Here is a 17383-nt window from a genome sequence, read left to right on the forward strand (position 1 = left end):
AGGCTACTCGCGGGGGCGCTTAGTGGAGGAACGAACGCCGAGCAACACATCCTCCCAGTGAGGGGTGACGGCCTTGCGGCGGCGCTTGGTGGGCTTAGGTTCCGGATCCGGGTTTTGGAGGAAGTCCTCGTCCACCCCGGTGTCCTTCTCGTCCGTCTGCTGTGTGGCCTCCTCGTTAGAAGAGTCCGTGCCCGCATCGGCTGCACTCTCGGCGGGGTGCTCCCCACCGTGCGGGGAGGGAAGAACGGAAGGCTCGGCGTATGCACCGGCGTCTGCCTCGTTAGCGGCGTCATCGCCGCCGGCGTAGGAGGACAGCTCCGTCACGCCAGGGGTGCCGGCGCGTGCGGCTTCGTTGACCTCGCGGCCCTCAGCGTACTCCCGCCCGTCGATGGCTTCGTCGTAGCGCTCGCCGCGGCCCACGGAGGTCAGCGACCGCACCGGCTGCACGAAGTCCGGGTCGGTGAGGTCAGCGGCCACAGAGTTGCGTGCCTCCACCGTGGCCGGGGAGGACATGGTCTGCTTAAAGGTCCACTCCGCCTCGTTGGCGGACAGCCCAGTCTTCCACGTGATGCGCAAGATCCACGGCTCGCCTTGGTGGCGGTAGGCATCCCACGTCGCCTCCGACAGGGAGTGTCCGCGCGCGGCAAAGGCGGTGGCGAGGATCTCCCACAGGGTGAGCTTGGCTGGGCCATCCTCGCGGATCGGGTGGGCCTGCTTGGCGACGTCCGCGATGCGCGCCCGCTCCAGCAGCACCGGGTGCGCGAAAGGTTCGATGCGGGATTCTGGAACCTCGAGCTCCTCGGCGATCTCCGCAGCGGAAGCACCGGCACGAATGCGGGCCTGAATCTCATTGGGGCGTAGGCGGATTTCTTGTGCCTGCGGTGCGGGCTGGCTCTGCGGGGAAGAAGGCGAGCCACCAGAGGTAGGCATAACGGTGCGCAGCCCGGTGGAATGGTCTTGCTGTGCGGAGACGGCGGAGGAGCCGCTTGCCTCCTCGTCGGTGCCTTCTGCGTCCTGCTCAGCGCCCTCGTTCGCGGAAGTGGGCTCAGCGGAATCGGCGGGAGCGAGAAGCTCGCGAAGCTCGTCGGTGACCTCGAGGAAGAACTCCTCACCATCCTCGGCCCGGAGGACGAGCGAGGTGTCAGTTGAGTCGCTGGGTGCGAGGAAAATCTCGCGCATGGTGGGCGCTCCTTAGCCTGGTAGCGGACATGTGATGAAGTCCACTTTACCCAGAACATGCCCCGAACTCTGGCAAGAGCGCGGGGCATGTTGTATGCCGCAACAAATGGCTGCAATAAATGGTGTTGTGCGGCGTACCAAGTCAGTAGAGAGGGCTAACGGTTATCCAGAACGTAATCGATAGCCTTGGTGAGCTTGGTGACATCCGCAGAGTCGATCGCCGGGAACAGGCCCACGCGCAGCTGGTTGCGGCCGAGCTTGCGGTAAGGCTCGACGTCGAGAATGCCGTTGGCGCGCAGCGTAGCGGCCACTGCGGCGGCGTCGACAGAGTCCTCGAAATCGATGGTGCCGACCACCAGGGAGCGCTCGGAAGGCTCGGCCACGAAGGGGGTTGCCTCCGGGCGGGACTCGGCCCAGTCGTACAGGATGGAGGAGTTCTCCGTGGTGCGCTTGACCATGCCGTCGAGACCGCCGTTGGCGTTCATCCACTTCACCTGGTCCTCCAGCATGAGCAGCGTGGCGACGGCCGGAGTGTTGTAGGTCTGGTTCTTGCGGGAGTTGTCTACCGCAGTCTGCAGGTTGAGGAAGGCTGGGATGAAGCGATCGGAGGAGTTAATCTTCTCGATGCGTTCCAGGGCCGCTGGGGACATAGCAGCCAGCCACAGGCCGCCGTCGGAGGCAAAGCACTTCTGGGGTGAGAAGTAGTAGACGTCAGCATCGGACATGTTGACTGGCAGGCCGCCCGCGCCCGAGGTGGCGTCGATGACGACGAGCTGCTCTGCGTTATCGGGGTTGGGGCGGGTGACCGGAACCATAGCGCCGGTGGAGGTTTCGTTGTGGGCCCATGCGATGATGTCGGCGCCTTCGGCGTCGGCAGCCTTCGGGTCTGGGGCGGTACCAACCTCGGCTTCGGTGACGAGCGGGGCGTCGAGCCACGGGGCGGCGGATGCGGCTTTAGCAAATTTAGAGGAGAATTCGCCGAAGCTTAGGTGCGCTGATTTCTTTTCGATGAGACCGAAGGTTGCGGCGTCCCAGAAGGCGGTAGCGCCGCCGAGGGAGAGGACAATTTCATAGCCCTCTGGCAGCGCGAACAACTCGGAGAGCCCCTCACGGATGGAGCCGACGAGATTCTTGACGGCTGGCTTGCGGTGCGAAGTTCCAATGATGGTGTCGGCACCGGCGGTGATTGCCTCAATTTGGGCGGGACGGACCTTGGATGGCCCGCAGCCGAAGCGGCCGTCGGTAGGGAGGAGATCTGCTGGCAGGACGAGTTCTGAGTTGCTCATGTGGGCAGTGTAGCCTAGTTTCGTTCGCGCACTAGATACTTTGCCAGGATTGCCAATGTTGGCAGAGTCACAAGTTTTGCTAAAGTGTGAAGAGGTTTAGTCTTGTTGCGCCGGCCCTGGCCGGCGTTGAACATTGAGGAAAGGAAAACACGTGGCATCTGAAAGCAACAAGGTTGTACTGCAGTACCCCGGCGGCGAGTACGAGATGGACATTAAGCAGTCCACGGAGGGTGACTCCGGCTTCGATATCGGCAAGCTCCGTAACGAGACCGGCCTCGTCACCTTCGACCCGGGTTATGCGGCTACTGGTTCCACCGAGTCCAAGATCACCTTTATTAACGGTGAGGAAGGCATCCTCCGTCACCGCGGCTACGACATCGCGGATCTCGCTGAGAACGCCACCTTTAACGAGGTGTCCTACCTGTTGATTAAGGGACACCTGCCTAATGAGGACGAGCTGTCAAAGTTCAACACTGATATCCGTCACCACACCCTGCTGGATGAGGATTTTAAGGCCGCCTTCAATATCTTCCCGCGCGACGCGCACCCGATGGCCGTTCTTGCCTCTTCCGTTAACATTCTCTCCGCTTACTACCAGGATCAGCTCAACCCGCTGGATGAGAAGCAGCTAGATAAGGCAACCGTCCGCCTGCTGGCTAAGGTGCCGATGCTGGCCGCTTACGCTTACCGTGCATCCCAGGGCAAGCCCTACATGTACCCGGATAACAAGCTGAACGCTCGCGAGAACTTCCTGCGCATGATGTTCGGTTACCCGACTGAGGAGTATGAGGTCGACCCGATCGTGGCCAAGGCTCTGGATAAGCTCCTTATCCTGCACGCTGACCACGAGCAGAACTGCTCCACCTCCACCGTCCGCATGATCGGCTCCGCTCAGGCCAACCTGTTCGTTGCCATCGCCGGTGGTATCAACGCCCTGTCCGGCCCGCTGCACGGTGGTGCTAACCAGGCCGTTCTGGAGATGCTTGAGGATATCCAGAACAACCACGACGGCGACGCCACCGACTTCATGAACCGCGTGAAGAACAAGGAAAAGGGCGTTCGCCTCATGGGCTTCGGCCACCGCGTGTACAAGAACTACGACCCGCGCGCGGCCATCGTCAAGGACACCGCACACGAGATCATCGATCACCTCGGTGGCGATCCGATGCTGGACCTGGCTATGAAGCTCGAGGAAATCGCGCTGAACGACGACTACTTTGTCCAGCGCAAGCTCTACCCGAACGTCGACTTCTACACCGGCCTGATCTACCGCGCCATGGGCTTCCCGACGGACTTCTTCACCGTCCTCTTCGCCATCGGCCGCCTGCCGGGCTGGATTGCTCAGTACCGTGAGCAGCTTGAGCTCAACACCAAGATCAACCGCCCGCGCCAGATCTACACCGGCGAGACCCTGCGCAAGGTCACCCCACGCAGCGAGCGCTAAACAATAGCCCATACGCTGCATTTCTAGGGCCGAGCCCCACATCTCCCCTTATACTGGGGAGTGTTGTGGCTCGGCCCACGTGTATGCGGCCAGCAAAGAAGAAAACAGTCCAAGGAGGATAATCCCCAATGGAAAAGCCCGTAATTGAGCCGGCAACGGAGCCTGCTCCCCAGGACCTTGTCATCGAAGACATCGTGGTGGGTGACGGCGCCGAAGCCCAGCCGGGCGGCTTCGTTGAGGTCCACTACGTAGGTGTCGACTATGAGACGAACCAGGAGTTCGACTCTTCGTGGGGCCGCGGTCAGTCGATTGAGTTCCCGCTGACCGGCCTCATCGCCGGCTGGCAAGAGGGCATCCCGGGCATGAAGGTGGGCGGCCGTCGCAAGCTGGTCATCCCGCCGGAGAAGGCCTATGGCCCCGCCGGTGGTGCACACCCGCTGTCCGGCCGCACGTTGACCTTCGTCATCGACCTCATTCGTGCCTAAATCCAAAGCCTAAAGGGATAGAAGGGATTGCCTCTTTCCTTTGGGCTGTCGACGCCCTGACCGCCCTGAGCGCCGCGCTTTGTGCGCGGTCGGTCGGGGCTTTCGCGCGTTAAGGGCTGTCCGTGCGAGCGGTGATGCCAGAATCTTCCTCCACAGCGCGCGGGAGTGCGGCACAATGGAAGTCATGAGTGTCCCACAAACCACGTTCAATGATGACCGCGAGATGCCCCTGCTGGGGCTTGGAACCTACAAGCTGCGCGGGGAGGATCTCGTCCGCTCCGTGCGTGAAGCAATCGAGCTGGGCTACCGCCACTTCGACACCGCTACCCTCTACGAGAACGAAGAAGAGCTGGGCCAGGCGTTGCATGACGCCATGAAGGCTGGCGACGTCACCCGCGACGAGCTGTTTATTACCAGCAAGGTGTGGCACGATCACCACGGTAAAGACAAGGTGGGCCAGGCCTTCCGTACCTCCCTGGACAAGCTGCAGCTGGATTACCTCGACCTCTACCTCATCCATTGGCCCTGGCCGCAGGGTGGGCTGTACGTGGAGACCTTCGAGGAGATTGCCCGCATGCAGGGCATGGGGCAGATCGCGTCGATTGGCGTGGCTAATTTCTACGAGGAGACCCTGCAGACTCTGATCGATGAGACGGGTATCGTTCCGGTCCTCAACCAGGTGGAGTTGCACCCGGGCTTCACGCAGCCGGAGCTGCGTCAGTTCCACGATAACCACGGCATCGTGACGGAGGCCTGGTCCCCGTTGGCGCGCGGTGTGATCCTCAACAACCCAGAGGTTATCGCCGTCGCTGAGAAGCACGACATCACCCCGGGCCAGGCTGTGCTGGCGTACCTGTTGAGTAAGGGCATTTCCGTCATCCCGAAGTCCAGCCGCCGAGAGCGCCTGGCGGAGAACTTCGCGGCCGCCGAAGTGGAGCTTGCGCCAGAGGATGTTGCCGCACTAGATACGCTCGACGGTCAGGAAGGTTTCGGCCGCATGTTTAAGGATCCGCGCGAGTTTCCTGGTGCTTAAATAGCCGGGCACAGTCCCAGCGCGAGCGATAGAACCCGCCTTTCACGCTTTGGTTCTCCTTCACCATATTTTTCTTATTCCTTATAAATAGGGGAGTGGAGGAGCGAGGAAGGTGGGTTTTGTTGTGCCTTCTGGCAATGGGCATGCAAGGGGGGTGAGGGCGCTGTGGGATACCGCAAGGGCGCGAAGATCTGCATAATGGCTGCGAAGTTTCGCTTTGCTAAATTAGATTCACTGTTTGGAGTTTCCTGTGGGGGTGTTGGCAACGCGATAGAAATCCCATGTCACCGCAGGGGTAGGGGGTAATAAAAGTGTGCGTTATCAACTTTTCTTGGCAGGATTTACAACCTTGCAAGAGAGGTTAGGTAACTTACTGGGCAAGGCAAAACGTGACTGAAGACACTGTAGTAAGTCTCTCACCGCGGTTTGTGGAGAAAAGATTCCCTTGTAAGGAGAGCGACATGACTGACGCACCTGCTTCGATTGACTCGCGCCGCGAACCGACGCCGCAAGAGTTCGTCGAGATGCGCGATAGCTCGCAGTTTGCGAAGCTGCGCGGCACATACCGCAAGTTCACCTTCCCCATGACTGTGGCGTTCTTTCTGTGGTACGTCCTCTACGTGCTGGCCGCAGTTTTTGCGCCGGACTTCATGGCCATCGAGCTTGGCGGCGGTTGGAACGTCGGCCTTATCTTCGGCTTGGCTCAGTTCCTGACCACCTTCATCATTACGTACATCTACGTCAATTACGCCAACAAGAACATCGAGCCGCAGGCGGCGGCTATTCGCCAGGAACTGGAGGGCTAAACCATGCAGACCATTACCTTGGCCCAAGCGGAATCCTCCGCCGGCAATCCGATTTTGAACATTGCGGTCTTCGCCGCTTTCCTTATCGTCACCATGTACGTGGTGCTGCGTGCCGGTAAGTCCACCAAGGAAGCCTCTGACTTCTACACCGGTGGTGGTAGCTTCTCCGGCCGCCAGAACGGCCTAGCTATTTCCGGTGACTACCTGTCCGCCGCGTCCTTCTTGGGCATCGTCGGTGCTGTCGCCCTCAACGGCTACGATGGCTTCCTTTACTCGGTCGGCTTCTTCGTTGCTTGGCTCGTCGCCCTGATGCTCGTCGCGGAGCCGATGCGTAACGTCGGCCGCTTCACCATGGCCGACGTGCTGTCCTTCCGTCTCAAGCAGCGCCCAGTGCGCGTGGCGGCCGCGATTTCGACCCTGTTCGTGTCGCTGTTCTACCTCATCGCCCAGATGGCCGGTGCCGGCTCCCTGGTTGCCGTGCTGCTGAACATTCACGAGTTTAAGTGGCAGGCCGTTGTTGTCGGCATCGTGGGCATCCTCATGATTGTCTACGTCCTCGTCGGCGGCATGAAGGGTACGACTTACGTGCAGATGATCAAGGCCGTGCTTCTGGTCACCGGCGTGGTCATCATGTGCATCCTCACCTTCGTCATGATTAAGGGTGGCTTCAGCACGCTCTTTACCCAGGCCATTGATATGCACGCTAGCTCTGCTGCTATCAAGGAAAGCGGCTACGAGGCTACCCAGATTATGGAGCCGGGTCTGAAGTACGGCAAGAATCTCACCACCAAGCTTGACTTCATCTCTCTGGGTATTGCCCTCGTGCTGGGTGTTGGTGGCCTGCCGCACGTGCTCATGCGCTTCTACACGGTGCCGACCGCGACCGAGGCTCGCCGCTCCGTTACCTGGGCCATCGTCATCATCGGTGCCTTCTACCTCATGACCCTGGTGCTGGGCTACGGCGCTGCTGCCCTCGTTGGCCCGGACCGCATCCTCGCCGCACCGGGTGGTGCCAACGCAGCAGCACCGCTGCTGGCACTGGAAATCGGTGGCTCCATCTTCATGGCGGTCATCTCCGCTGTGGCCTTCGCTACCGTGCTGGCCGTTGTTGCTGGCCTGGCCATTACCGCCTCTGCTTCCATTGCGCACGACGTCTACCATTCCGTGATTCGCAACGGTGAGTCCACTGAGGCTGAGCAGGTTCGCGTCTCCCAGATCACCGTGGTCATCCTGGGCATCGTGTCCATCATCCTGGGCATTCTGGCCATGACCCAAAACGTTGCCTTCCTGGTCTCCCTGGCCTTCGCGGTGGCGGCATCCGCTAACCTGCCGACCATCCTGTACTCCCTGTACTGGCGCCGTTTCAACACCGCGGGCGCTGTGGCATCGATGTATACCGGTGTTATCTCCTGCTTGGTGCTCATCTTCCTGTCCCCGGCAGTCTCCGGTACCCCGACCTCGATGTTCCCGAACGCCGACTGGTCCATCTTCCCGCTGTCCTCTCCGGGCCTCGTGACCATTCCGCTGGCCTTCTTCGCCGGTTGGATCGTGTCCATCATGACCCCGCCGGACAACCTGGAAGAGCTGTCCGCCGAGATGGAGGTTCGCTCCCTGACCGGTGTGGGCGTGGAGGCTCCGGTGGACCACTAAGCGCCACCTCAAGCACTACATTCCAAACGGCAGCGGGTAGACTCTAACCTCGTGTTTTACCCGCAGCCTCGTTATAGGGCGGTACCAGCGCGTGCTGGTGCCGCCCTTCTGGCGTGCGTGCTCGGCACCACGGCCCTTGTCGCGTGCTCGCCTGCGAATGAAGAAGACTCCACGGTGGGGCGCCCAACGCACACCAGCACGGCCGCTCCCGGTCCCATCGCGCATAAGAAGGGCGATCCACAGCTCGCGGCGGTAGAGGACAGCGTGGGGCAATTCCTCAAGGGAGATGACGAGAAGTCGATCACGTACTACCGCATTGAGACAGGCATGCACATGGGCTCGCCCACCGAGCACCAGCCGCGCTATGCGCTCAGCCTGATCAAGCTCTACATCGCCACCTACGTGCTGGATCACGGTTCCTTCGAGGACAAGTACCTAGCGCTGGACATGATTGCAGATTCTTCGGATGAGAGCGCTGGGAAGCTCTTTGAGAAGTACCCGCGGTCCATCGATGCAATCGCCAGGGAATATGGGCTGGACTCTACGTCAGCGGGGGAGGATTGGGGGCACTCGATGACTTCAACCTATGACGTGGTGCGCTTCATCGTCCAGCTCTTGGAAGATGATCCGACGCACCCAGTTTTGGTGGCGATGTCTCACGCCGATGCCGTCTCAGCCGATGGCTACCAGCAAAACTATGGCACCGCGAAGCTCAGTGACGTCGCGGGCTCCAAGTGGGGATGGTCGGACAGTAAGGACCGACACTCTTCGGTGTCCTTTGGTGAGAACTTTGTTGTGGCTGCCTCCATTGAGGGATCAGCTGAGGAGCTCACGTCTTATGTACGTAAGGAAATCACGGGCAAGAATCTCGTGAAGGGAAATAACTTGAACAAAGAGGCGCTGGCTCATCCTGGCGCTAGCACCACGCGCTTGACGACGTCTACCGCTGCCCCCTCCACCACCTCAAAGTCAGCGTCGTCGACAGAGCCGTCGGCACCGGCGTCATCGACCACGTCGTCGTCCTCCAAGCCGTCTTCTTCGGCATCGAAGACAACGACGGCGCGGTAGAAACCAGCGCTGCCGCGTGTTGATTAACCCATGGATTTGCGTACGGTGTTGAGAATATCCACCGCGCCGCGCACCTGGTCATTGCTGATGGAAGAACCAGCGATGTTGATGCCATCGCCGCTGACGCTTGAGCCGCGCCCAGTGGGATCCGGCAGGGAAACATTGGGCAGCGGGATGTCGTCAGGGACTGCTGGGATGTCTTTGACCTTTGGCGGCTCCACAGCACCATCGCCCGGGGTCCACTGGCCCCAGTCGTTGGCGTAGACGGTGTTGATATCGCACGTTACGCCGTCGATAGTGGCTTGATTCTTGGCCTTCTGGTGGATGGTGGTGCGCGGGTGGAGCTTTCCGCCAGAGCCCCAGTCGTGCATCCAGTAGAACTGGCCGATGCGGTCGGCGACACACCAGTCGATGACGTTGTAGTTGCCATACACGCCGGTCTGGTAGCCCGCGGCGCTCAGCGCTGCGGAGAAGGCCTTGAGGTAGGGGCGGATCTGGTTCTCATACTGGGCGCGGGTGGGGTTGTCATCGATGGCGATGTAGATGGGGCGCCCGGTCGGCCCGCCTGCAGCCTTGTGGATAGCGATGGCCTGCGGCGCATGGACTGCGGCGCCCGCAGCGCCGTTGAGCCAGTCAGCAGTTTCCGCGCGGCCAAACTGGTAGATGGAGGCGGTCTTGAGGCCTGCCGCGGCGTTGGCCTTGGTCTCCGCTAGGGTAACGGGCTTGCCCTTCATCCAGTCTGCTCCGGGGCGGCGTTGGGATACGTAGCGGATGGCGCCGAGGTGGCCGGCTGCCTTGATGGCGCGGGAGGAAGGAACATCGGCGGAGAAGTCGATGATGGTGCCCAAAGCTGGGCCCACGGCGAGTGCAGCGGGCGCCTGGCTACCGATGGCACCGGCGGCCAGCGTGAGGGCACTGGCCTTGAACAGGGAACGACGGGACAAGGACATGGTGTGAATTCTCCTTGGGAGGCATGAAGAAGAAAGTTTCCGGAATTACTTTAGTCACAATGGTTGAAAATTGCACCAGGGGTAGCATTTGCTGGGTGCGACGACAATCCCTTTGTCTAAAGGCGCTTAAGGCTCTGTCGTGCGGAAAGTGACGTTAGTGGGGTTTTCCACCGTGCGGGATACGGTGCAGTCCTTTTCTTGGGAGATGCGCACGAGGCGCTCCACCATGGACTGGGCTTGGCGCCCGGCGTCGGTATCGGGAAAGCGGAGGGAGAATTCTACGTCGACGTCGCTCAGCCGTGAGGCGCCGTCTTCGTCGACGCGGGTGCCTTCAACGTGGACGTCGAAGATCTCCGGCTCTGTGCGGCGCGAGGTGACCACGTCAACGTCCACGGCCGAGCAGCCCGCCACTGCGGCGAGCAGCAGCTCAACTGGGCTGAGTAGCCCCTCGGCGCGGCCGAACTCGAGGCTGACGCCCGCCGCGTTCGTGGCGCGGTAGTGACCTGTATCGATGCGGGCGACGTCGACGGAGTATTTCTTGGTGATATTGCTCATGGCGTCATCCTAGTGACAGTGGGGGAGCTAGGCGGCGGGGGAGGAAGCTGGGGGTTTGCAAGCCTTAACTGCACCACTGTGAGCGGCGGAAAGGTCGGGTAGGTCATTTTGCAAAGTTATCTGATGGGGGCAGCCCTGTGACTTATATCTCTTTAGGGCGGTAATAGTGGTGCAAGCAATTTTTCGACCCAAAGGAGTGGTGGCTATGGAAACCGTGGATGCTCGTGACTGGCTAGACAAGCTCGTCGCCCTCACGCGCCAAGAGGAGCCTGGCGTGGAAGACGTGGAGAAGGTTTTCGAGCCCGGGGGCTTCTGGCGGGATCTTGCCGCGGTGACGTGGAACCTGCACACCGCCGAAGGTTCGGAAGCCATCGCCGCGATGATTGCCGGTACCGAAGCCAAGCTCGACAACCCAGAGATAACGGAGGTTGAGGATGAAGACAATGGCGTGACGCGGGTCCACTTCACTTGTGAGTCTGCGAATTTCTATGTCACGGGAATTGTTCGCCTTCGGGGAGCCAAGGCGTGGACCTTCCTTACCTCCGCGCGCGAACTGAAGAATTTCCCGGAGCCTAAGGGGCGCCGCCGCCCGCTGGGCACGGAGCATAAGGTGGTCAAGGACGCTAAGAACTGGGCAGATTTGCGGGAAGAACGCCGTGCGGCATTGGGGCATACGGAACAGCCCTACGTCCTCATCATCGGTGGTGGCCAGGGCGGTATCGCGCTCGGGGCGCGCCTGAAGCGCCAAGGTGTTCCCACGCTCATCGTCGATAAGGCAGGCCGCCCCGGCGACCAGTGGCGCGGCCGCTACCACTCCCTGTGCTTGCACGATCCAGTGTGGTACGACCACCTGCCGTACCTCCCCTTCCCGGATGACTGGCCGGTGTTCACCCCGAAAGACAAAATGGGGGATTGGTTGGAGCACTACGTGGGCATCATGGACTTGGATTACTGGACCAATAGTGAGTGCGTGAAGGCCTCCTTCGATGAGTCCAGCGGCACGTGGAAGGTCACCGTTCGCAAGGATGGAGAAGAGATTCTTCTTGAGCCCACACAGCTGGTTCTGGCCACGGGCATGTCCGGTGTGCCGAATCGTCCCCACCTGGAGGGGCAGGAGAACTTCGCCGGGGAAATCCGGCACTCCTCGGAACACCCAGGTGGTGCAGGCGATGAGGGCAGGGACGTCATCGTGCTGGGCGCGAACAACTCCGCCCACGACATCGCCGCGGACCTCTACGCGCATGGTGCACGACCGGTCATGATTCAGCGTTCCTCCACGCACATCGTGCAATCGGACACCCTCATGAAGGATGTCTTCGGCCCGCTCTATTCGGAAGAAGCCGTGGAGGCCGGTGTAAACACGGATAAAGCGGACCTCCTCTTTGCCTCCTGGCCCTACGCCGTGCTTCCCGACGTCCACCGTGAAGTCTTCGACGGCATCCGTGAGGCCGATAAAGACTTTTATGACGGTTTGGAGAAGGCCGGCTTCCAGAACGACTTTGGCGATGACGGCTCGGGTCTTTACCTGAAATACCTGCGCCGTGGCTCGGGCTATTACATCAATGTTGGTGCCAGTGAGCTGGTCATTGATGGCTCCATTCCAGTGAAATCCGGGGTGTCCATTGCGGAGGTGAAGGAAAAATCTGTGGTGCTCACGGACGGCACTGAACTGCCCGCCGACGTCATTGTGCTGGCCACCGGATACGGATCTATGAATGGCTGGGCCGAGCGGCTGATTTCTAAGGAAGTCGCTGACACCGTGGGCAAGTGCTGGGGCTTGGGCTCGGATACCACCAAGGATCCTGGCCCGTGGGAGGGCGAGCTGCGCAACATGTGGAAGCCCACTCAGGTACCGCAACTGTGGTTCCACGGCGGCAACCTGCACCAATCGCGCCACTATTCGCGCTACCTAGCGCTTCAGCTCAAGGCGCGCTATGAGGGGATGGAGACTCCGGTCTACGAACTGGCGCCGGTGTACCACACCTCTTAAGGCAGACGAGCGCAGGCCGGAGCCTGTGGAAGTAGATGGCAATGCCATGAGGAAGCTAAAAGGCGGGTAGTCATTTAAAAGGAAATTCACATTGTGGTCACGCGGTCGCAAACTCCGGGCCATAATCTTTCCTTGTCTCTGTCGGTTGTTCCAGGCTTAAACCATGGAACAACCTCACTACTTCGTTTAGATAGGAAGATCTATGACTGCTCGCCGCCTGCTCGGCACCCTGGTCACCGCCTCGGTGGCCGGTACGTTCCTCGTCGTCCCTGCCTCTGCTGCCGAACCTTCAGAAGGCCTGGGCTCGCGTTTTAGCATCGGCGTGCTGCCGGATACGCAGTTCTACTCCCGTTACTCCACCCCGGAGACCGGCAACCTGGCTCAGGCGCGCTACGGTAGCGAGCCTTATGCTGCGCAGACCGAATGGCTGGTGAAGAACCAGAAGGCCCTCAACATGGACTTCGCTACGCACCTCGGTGACGTCGTGGACCAGGCAGATGTTGAAGGGGAGTGGAAGATCGCTGACAAGGCCATGAAGGTCCTCGATGACTCCGACCTGAACTACTCCATCCTGCCGGGCAACCACGACATGATTGAGGACAAGTCGGCGCACCCGTACAACTACTACTTCAGCGCCGAGCGCGCCGAGGCTGCTAACCCGGAGACCTTCCAGGAGCGCCACACCGCGGTCAACAATGACTCCGAGTACCACATTTTTGAGGCCGAGGGCCAGAAGTACCTAGTCTTGGCGCTGGCCTGGCGCGCGGATGACGAAGCGCTCGAGTGGGCCCAGGGCGTTCTCGATGCGCACCCAGACCTGCCGGTCATCCTCACCAGCCACGAGGTTCTCAACATCGATGGCGCCGGTGAGGTCTTCTACTCCGATGACTACGGCCAGGGCCTGTGGGACAAGTTCATCAAGAAGAACGACCAGATCTTCTTGACCATGGGCGGCCACCACCACGGCGCGGGCTACCGCGTGGACAAGAACGATGCAGGCCACGACGTCATTGGCATCCTGCAGGACTACCAGATGGCATACCAGGGTGGTAACGGCCTGCTCGGCGTGCTTGAGTTCGATCTTTCCGGCAACGAACTGGAGATGACCGCCCTGTCCCCGTGGGTAGCGCAGAAGCCAGCCAAGGAGCTCACGCAGTTCGACAAGCTCATCCTCGACGGCAAGGGCGATAGCTACCACGTGCCGCTCAACTTCAAGGAGCGCTTCGCCGACTTTGCCCCGGAGTGGACCATCGGCGATGAGAATGACCCGGACCTTGGCCAGAAGGCCCGCGACATCGCTGAAGAGGGCTACACCCCGTACACAATTCCGAAGGACCAGCTGCCGGAGGGCCCGAACGACTACGTCAAGGCAAAAGAAACCGTTTTCCACTGGCGTCCGGGGCAGGCTAAGAACAAGAATGGCAAGCAGCTTGCCGACGGCGATGTGGCCACCAAAGGCGCCATCATCCCCGATGCCTTCGGCGCCGATGGGGATGGTGACCTCGTGCGCGCGGGCGGCCCGTCCAACGTAGGTGAACGCATCACCTACAGCGCTGACCACCACCCGCTATCCTCTGATTCTGGTTCCCTGTACTGGTCCGACCCAGCCGGGAAGGCCGCGATGGCGGAGTTCCGGTCCAAGGAAGGTGCTGAAATCAACAAGGTGGATACCTCCGCGGGCTATACCTTCGAGTCCTTCGTGAAGATTCCGAAGGATTTCAACGGCTCTGAGCACGGCTGGGGGAGCGCGCTCTCCCGCGACTCCAGCATCGCTGAGCTTGTCGACGGCTCCGATGACACCGACCCCACCGTCATGTTCGGCATCTCCAACCTCCGTGAGCTGCGCTGGTGGGCGGAACCGAAGGAAGGTGAAGGCTCCACTGTCTGGTCCCACGAGGTTCCCACCGATGAGTGGATGCACATCGCCGTAGTCAACAAGCCGGATTCTGACACCGTAGAGATGTTCATTAACGGTGCTCCTATCCTGCGCAACGCCAAGGGCGCTGAGGGCTTGCTCCCACGCGACCTGCAGTGGGTCATGGGCGCTGGCTTTGATAACCGCAAGCCGCAGGACCCATGGTACGGCTGGATTGGTGAGACCCGCCTGACCCAGGGCGTTCTGGATTCCGACGAGTGGCTCACCGCCCGCCCAGTCGTCCAGGAGAACCCGTCCGACGAGGACACGCCGTCCCAGCCGACGGATCCTGACGGCAAGAACGAGCCTTCCATCGACGACATGGGCCAGGCCTTCTTCGCTGGTTCCAGTCGTGGTGCGAAGGTCATCCTGCCTATCGTCGCTGTCATCGCAGTCCTCGGCGGCGCGGCCTACGGCCTCATTCCGACCATCAACCGCATCTTTGGCCTGAACATTCCGCAGCCGAAGCTTCCGAAGATTCCGGGCCTGAACTAGCGCTCAGCCCACGGACCGCCATCCCCCGTTTCACGCTGAGGCGGGGGATTTTTGCTGCACGGCACGATTTCGGCACCTATTTGTTAGGAATGTGGCTTGAGTGAATCGGCTTCGCAGTGTAGTCGAAGCTAATCCAGTTATGGACAAACCATTCTGGAATGAGTAGTATGAAACTCATGGGACGGCCTCGTAAATTCAATGAAAAGGAAGTTCTTGCCGGCGCGATCACGCTATTTGGCACGAGCGGATTCACTGCAGTCTCAGTGGACGTCGTGGTCAATCAGCTGGGTCTTAACCGGTCCAGCTTCTACAACATTTATGGCTCAAAGCATGGGTTGTTCCGTGCTGCTGCGGAAGCGGTGTGCGCCCAAGCTAAGAACGGGCAAGTGTCGGACGCGGCAAAGGACTTCGTAGTGGTGGCACTGGTTGAGGTGGCGCCTGTCAGCAAGGATCTACGGGAACTAATCCAACAGGCCTATGAACTGTGCTTCAGTGACCCAAGCTCACTAGGGCAGCACGTGCTTGCCCGCTCTCAAAGAATCGAAAAATAAGGAGAACCATCATGAACAACAAACTCACTCTGACAGGCAAAGAGCTCGTCATTGAGCCGCTCGGGCTTGATAAGCTCTGGTCTTTGACCGGCAGCATCGCGGTTTCGTGGAACCACGTTCGTGGAGCTACTCATGACCCTGGAATGAAGCACGAGCCCAAAGGCCTTCGAGCACCGGGTCTGCGGGCCGGCCAAAAACTATCGGGCACGTTCCACTCTGACGGTGGACGCCAGTTCTGGAACATTAATGGTTATGAGAACGCTGTTGTCATCGAGCTTAAAGACGAACGCTTTGACCGGTTGATTGTGTCTCTCGAAAACCCGACTGAGTGCGCGGCTCGCATTAATGAGAAGGCTCAGGCGGAGTAAGGGCTGTTCTCATCGACTGGGCTGGTCGTTCTTTGTCGCGCATGCTCGGGGATAATCCGCACTTCGATGCAGGGGTGTTTACGCTCACGGTAAATGGTGGTTGAAACGGGAGAGTCCCACAGACTGAGTCTACGGCCAAGCCTTCATCACAACTGCCATAACCAGATCTACGTGCCTGTTGCCGCAATAGTTATTGTCCAAAATGCAAAGGTGTTCCCAACTAACAACGCCGTGCAAGAACGTCTAGATGCGGCCTAATGCCATTCGTGCATCGAGAATGGACAGAAATTCCCTGAAAGCCAGCCGAGTCCAGCTGCTTGAGAAGCTCTACCTCTGACCAGTAATATGCCTCGGCAATTGCATGCTCGAAGGGGGCACCTTGCTCCCCTAAAAACGCTCCGAGAAGAAGAGTGCCACCCGGTCTAAGGGTCCTTGCGAATTCAGTTAGAACCAGGCCCCAGTCATCTGGCCGCAAATGAATCAACGAGTACCAAGCAAGTATCCCCCCGAGACTGGAGGACTTAAGCGGGATCTCCGACAATTCGCCCAAAACGAAGTTGGTGGAGGGAAATCTATTTTTCGCAATTCCAATGAACTCTGAGACCATATCAAGCCCGACTACTTCACATTTCAAAGTCCGCAAAAAGTCTGCCCAGTGTCCGGGCCCCGACCCCGCATCCAGCACCGGACCATTAACCGCCCTTCCCCACTCAGAGATGAGTAAGACGTCCTTAGGGCTCATGTCCTCAATTGATCCCAAGGCTTCGACGTATTCGGGAGCGCGCTTTGCATAAGCCTGCCTTACGATGTCGTACAACGTGCCTCCGTCAACTCCGTAAAGATTTCCAGTCATCTCGACCACTAGAGAGTCTAACTCAATTCCAAGAGTGTATTTTTGAGTAAACACATTCGGAAAAGAGAGAAAAGTAAGCGAACGAGCCCTGTGGCAGTCTGTTAACGATGTCGCGACCCATTGCAAGTGGGGGGTAATCGAACAATCCCTAGCCCAGCTACTCCACAACCGGCCCAGCTGGGCTTCCTCTCGACATTTCGAGTCTTCTTCACATTGCTGCTGCCCGAAATTGGATGGTTCCGTCAAGACAAGAGTTTCTTGATGCCTTCGGAGAGGATCTCTTGTGGGCTAATGTGGTGCGCCGCGTGGAGGCGCGCATAAGTCGGGGCTTGTTCGGGGTTGATGGCAACACGCTTTTCGTCGGGCGCCATGGGAGCGGTCAGAGCGGCGCCGATCACTAGGTTTGATAACCGGTAGGCAGTTCCCAACGGGTCCGGGACTCCCTCTCGCTCGAGTAGGACGCACATACGCTCAGAGAGCACTAGGTAAGCAGGGCCTCTGGGGGCGCGCATGCCGATGACCTGACCAGCCCACCGGTGGGTCGTGAGGTGCGTGAAGAAAGCTTGCATCAGGGTGGGGAGGTCGGCGTTGCTGATCGACTCGGACATTGCGGGGTCATCTGCAAGCGCTGTATCGAGGGCGAGGTCGAATAGGTCGTCGACTGACTCCACGCGGGAGTACAAGCTAGCTGGGGCGACGCCCACCTGTTGCGCCACAGCTCTCATGGTGAGAGCCCTCAATCCACCTTCGTCCAA

The 17383-nt window shown here is 59.9% G+C and carries 16 protein-coding genes; 10 read left to right on the plus strand and 6 right to left on the minus strand.

The annotated features are described in order from the left end of the window. Nucleotides 1–3: 3 nt before the first annotated feature. Together sepH and serC are read right to left on the minus strand one after the other, a co-directional pair. On the minus strand, nucleotides 4–1179 hold the full coding sequence (gene sepH / locus RDN59_RS04780; protein ID WP_308606843.1) for a septation protein SepH: 1176 nt from the start codon (nucleotides 1177–1179) through the stop codon (nucleotides 4–6). 155 nt (nucleotides 1180–1334) lie between these two features. Next, nucleotides 1335–2465, minus strand: coding sequence for a phosphoserine transaminase (gene serC / locus RDN59_RS04785; protein WP_308606844.1), 1131 nt, complete (start codon nucleotides 2463–2465; stop codon nucleotides 1335–1337). Nucleotides 2466–2616: 151 nt separating this feature from the next. On the opposite strand from serC, the gene RDN59_RS04790 reads away from it, so the two are divergent. The 6 genes from RDN59_RS04790 to RDN59_RS04815 all read left to right on the plus strand — a co-directional run bounded on the left by RDN59_RS04790 (nucleotide 2617) and on the right by RDN59_RS04815 (nucleotide 8951). Further along, nucleotides 2617–3909 carry a citrate synthase gene (locus RDN59_RS04790; protein ID WP_175974646.1) on the plus strand — a complete coding sequence of 431 codons (1293 nt, stop codon included), beginning with the start codon at nucleotides 2617–2619 and terminating at the stop codon, nucleotides 3907–3909. Between the two features lie 128 nt (nucleotides 3910–4037). Further along, nucleotides 4038–4394, plus strand: coding sequence for an FKBP-type peptidyl-prolyl cis-trans isomerase (locus RDN59_RS04795; RefSeq protein WP_010187736.1), 357 nt, complete (start codon nucleotides 4038–4040; stop codon nucleotides 4392–4394). A 175-nt stretch (nucleotides 4395–4569) separates the two neighbouring features. Beyond that, nucleotides 4570–5427: an aldo/keto reductase gene (locus RDN59_RS04800; RefSeq protein ID WP_175974644.1), complete on the plus strand. Its 858-nt coding sequence runs from the start codon at nucleotides 4570–4572 to the stop codon at nucleotides 5425–5427. 461 nt (nucleotides 5428–5888) lie between these two features. Then, on the plus strand, nucleotides 5889–6233 hold the full coding sequence (locus tag RDN59_RS04805) for a DUF485 domain-containing protein (protein ID WP_046647301.1): 345 nt from the start codon (nucleotides 5889–5891) through the stop codon (nucleotides 6231–6233). Nucleotides 6234–6236: 3 nt separating this feature from the next. Beyond that, nucleotides 6237–7883, plus strand: a complete 1647-nt coding sequence (locus tag RDN59_RS04810; RefSeq protein ID WP_308606847.1) for a cation acetate symporter — start codon at nucleotides 6237–6239, stop codon at nucleotides 7881–7883. Nucleotides 7884–7934: 51 nt separating this feature from the next. After that, nucleotides 7935–8951, plus strand: a complete 1017-nt coding sequence (locus RDN59_RS04815; RefSeq protein ID WP_308606848.1) for a hypothetical protein — start codon at nucleotides 7935–7937, stop codon at nucleotides 8949–8951. Nucleotides 8952–8974: 23 nt separating this feature from the next. Here RDN59_RS04815 and RDN59_RS04820 read toward each other — a convergent pair whose 3' ends face one another. Together RDN59_RS04820 and RDN59_RS04825 are read right to left on the minus strand one after the other, a co-directional pair. Next, entirely contained in the window at nucleotides 8975–9901 is a 927-nt protein-coding gene (locus RDN59_RS04820; protein WP_308606849.1) for a DUF1906 domain-containing protein, read from the minus strand. 126 nt (nucleotides 9902–10027) lie between these two features. Continuing rightward, the gene (locus RDN59_RS04825) at nucleotides 10028–10456 is read right to left on the minus strand and encodes an OsmC family protein (RefSeq protein ID WP_308606850.1); all 429 of its coding nucleotides are present in this window, start codon (nucleotides 10454–10456) and stop codon (nucleotides 10028–10030) included. A 205-nt stretch (nucleotides 10457–10661) separates the two neighbouring features. Between RDN59_RS04825 and RDN59_RS04830 the strand changes: the two genes are divergently transcribed. The 4 genes from RDN59_RS04830 to RDN59_RS04845 all read left to right on the plus strand — a co-directional run bounded on the left by RDN59_RS04830 (nucleotide 10662) and on the right by RDN59_RS04845 (nucleotide 15775). After that, on the plus strand, nucleotides 10662–12446 hold the full coding sequence (locus tag RDN59_RS04830) for an NAD(P)/FAD-dependent oxidoreductase (RefSeq protein WP_308606851.1): 1785 nt from the start codon (nucleotides 10662–10664) through the stop codon (nucleotides 12444–12446). A 202-nt stretch (nucleotides 12447–12648) separates the two neighbouring features. Beyond that, a complete protein-coding gene (locus RDN59_RS04835; protein WP_308606852.1) occupies nucleotides 12649–14856 on the plus strand; it encodes a LamG-like jellyroll fold domain-containing protein in 2208 nt (735 codons plus the stop codon). A 176-nt stretch (nucleotides 14857–15032) separates the two neighbouring features. Then, the gene (locus RDN59_RS04840) at nucleotides 15033–15407 is read left to right on the plus strand and encodes a TetR/AcrR family transcriptional regulator (RefSeq protein WP_236659304.1); all 375 of its coding nucleotides are present in this window, start codon (nucleotides 15033–15035) and stop codon (nucleotides 15405–15407) included. 11 nt (nucleotides 15408–15418) lie between these two features. Further along, nucleotides 15419–15775, plus strand: coding sequence for a hypothetical protein (locus tag RDN59_RS04845; protein ID WP_308606853.1), 357 nt, complete (start codon nucleotides 15419–15421; stop codon nucleotides 15773–15775). A gap of 220 nt (nucleotides 15776–15995) precedes the next feature. Here the strand turns inward: RDN59_RS04845 and RDN59_RS12290 are convergent, their stop codons facing one another. Together RDN59_RS12290 and RDN59_RS04850 are read right to left on the minus strand one after the other, a co-directional pair. After that, a complete protein-coding gene (locus RDN59_RS12290; protein WP_374044589.1) occupies nucleotides 15996–16628 on the minus strand; it encodes a class I SAM-dependent methyltransferase in 633 nt (210 codons plus the stop codon). A gap of 242 nt (nucleotides 16629–16870) precedes the next feature. Then, a partial coding sequence (locus RDN59_RS04850; RefSeq protein ID WP_308606854.1) for a TetR/AcrR family transcriptional regulator occupies nucleotides 16871–17383 on the minus strand: 513 nt, incomplete at its 5' end.

It is taken from the genome of uncultured Corynebacterium sp. (genome assembly GCF_902489365.1).
Lineage (GTDB): Bacteria > Actinomycetota > Actinomycetes > Mycobacteriales > Mycobacteriaceae > Corynebacterium.

Excerpts from the sequence above, each read along its gene's own strand:
- sepH (WP_308606843.1), bottom strand. The coding sequence starts at position 1,179 with ATGCGCGAGATTTTCCTCGCACCCAGCGACTCAACTGACACCTCGCTC.
- serC (WP_308606844.1), bottom strand. The coding sequence starts at position 2,465 with ATGAGCAACTCAGAACTCGTCCTGCCAGCAGATCTCCTCCCTACCGAC.
- RDN59_RS04795 (WP_010187736.1), top strand. The coding sequence starts at position 4,038 with ATGGAAAAGCCCGTAATTGAGCCGGCAACGGAGCCTGCTCCCCAGGAC.
- RDN59_RS04800 (WP_175974644.1), top strand. The coding sequence starts at position 4,570 with ATGGAAGTCATGAGTGTCCCACAAACCACGTTCAATGATGACCGCGAG.
- RDN59_RS04805 (WP_046647301.1), top strand. The coding sequence starts at position 5,889 with ATGACTGACGCACCTGCTTCGATTGACTCGCGCCGCGAACCGACGCCG.
- RDN59_RS04810 (WP_308606847.1), top strand. The coding sequence starts at position 6,237 with ATGCAGACCATTACCTTGGCCCAAGCGGAATCCTCCGCCGGCAATCCG.
- RDN59_RS04820 (WP_308606849.1), bottom strand. The coding sequence starts at position 9,901 with ATGTCCTTGTCCCGTCGTTCCCTGTTCAAGGCCAGTGCCCTCACGCTG.
- RDN59_RS04825 (WP_308606850.1), bottom strand. The coding sequence starts at position 10,456 with ATGAGCAATATCACCAAGAAATACTCCGTCGACGTCGCCCGCATCGAT.
- RDN59_RS04830 (WP_308606851.1), top strand. The coding sequence starts at position 10,662 with ATGGAAACCGTGGATGCTCGTGACTGGCTAGACAAGCTCGTCGCCCTC.
- RDN59_RS04835 (WP_308606852.1), top strand. The coding sequence starts at position 12,649 with ATGACTGCTCGCCGCCTGCTCGGCACCCTGGTCACCGCCTCGGTGGCC.
- RDN59_RS04840 (WP_236659304.1), top strand. The coding sequence starts at position 15,033 with ATGGGACGGCCTCGTAAATTCAATGAAAAGGAAGTTCTTGCCGGCGCG.
- RDN59_RS04845 (WP_308606853.1), top strand. The coding sequence starts at position 15,419 with ATGAACAACAAACTCACTCTGACAGGCAAAGAGCTCGTCATTGAGCCG.
- RDN59_RS12290 (WP_374044589.1), bottom strand. The coding sequence starts at position 16,628 with ATGACTGGAAATCTTTACGGAGTTGACGGAGGCACGTTGTACGACATC.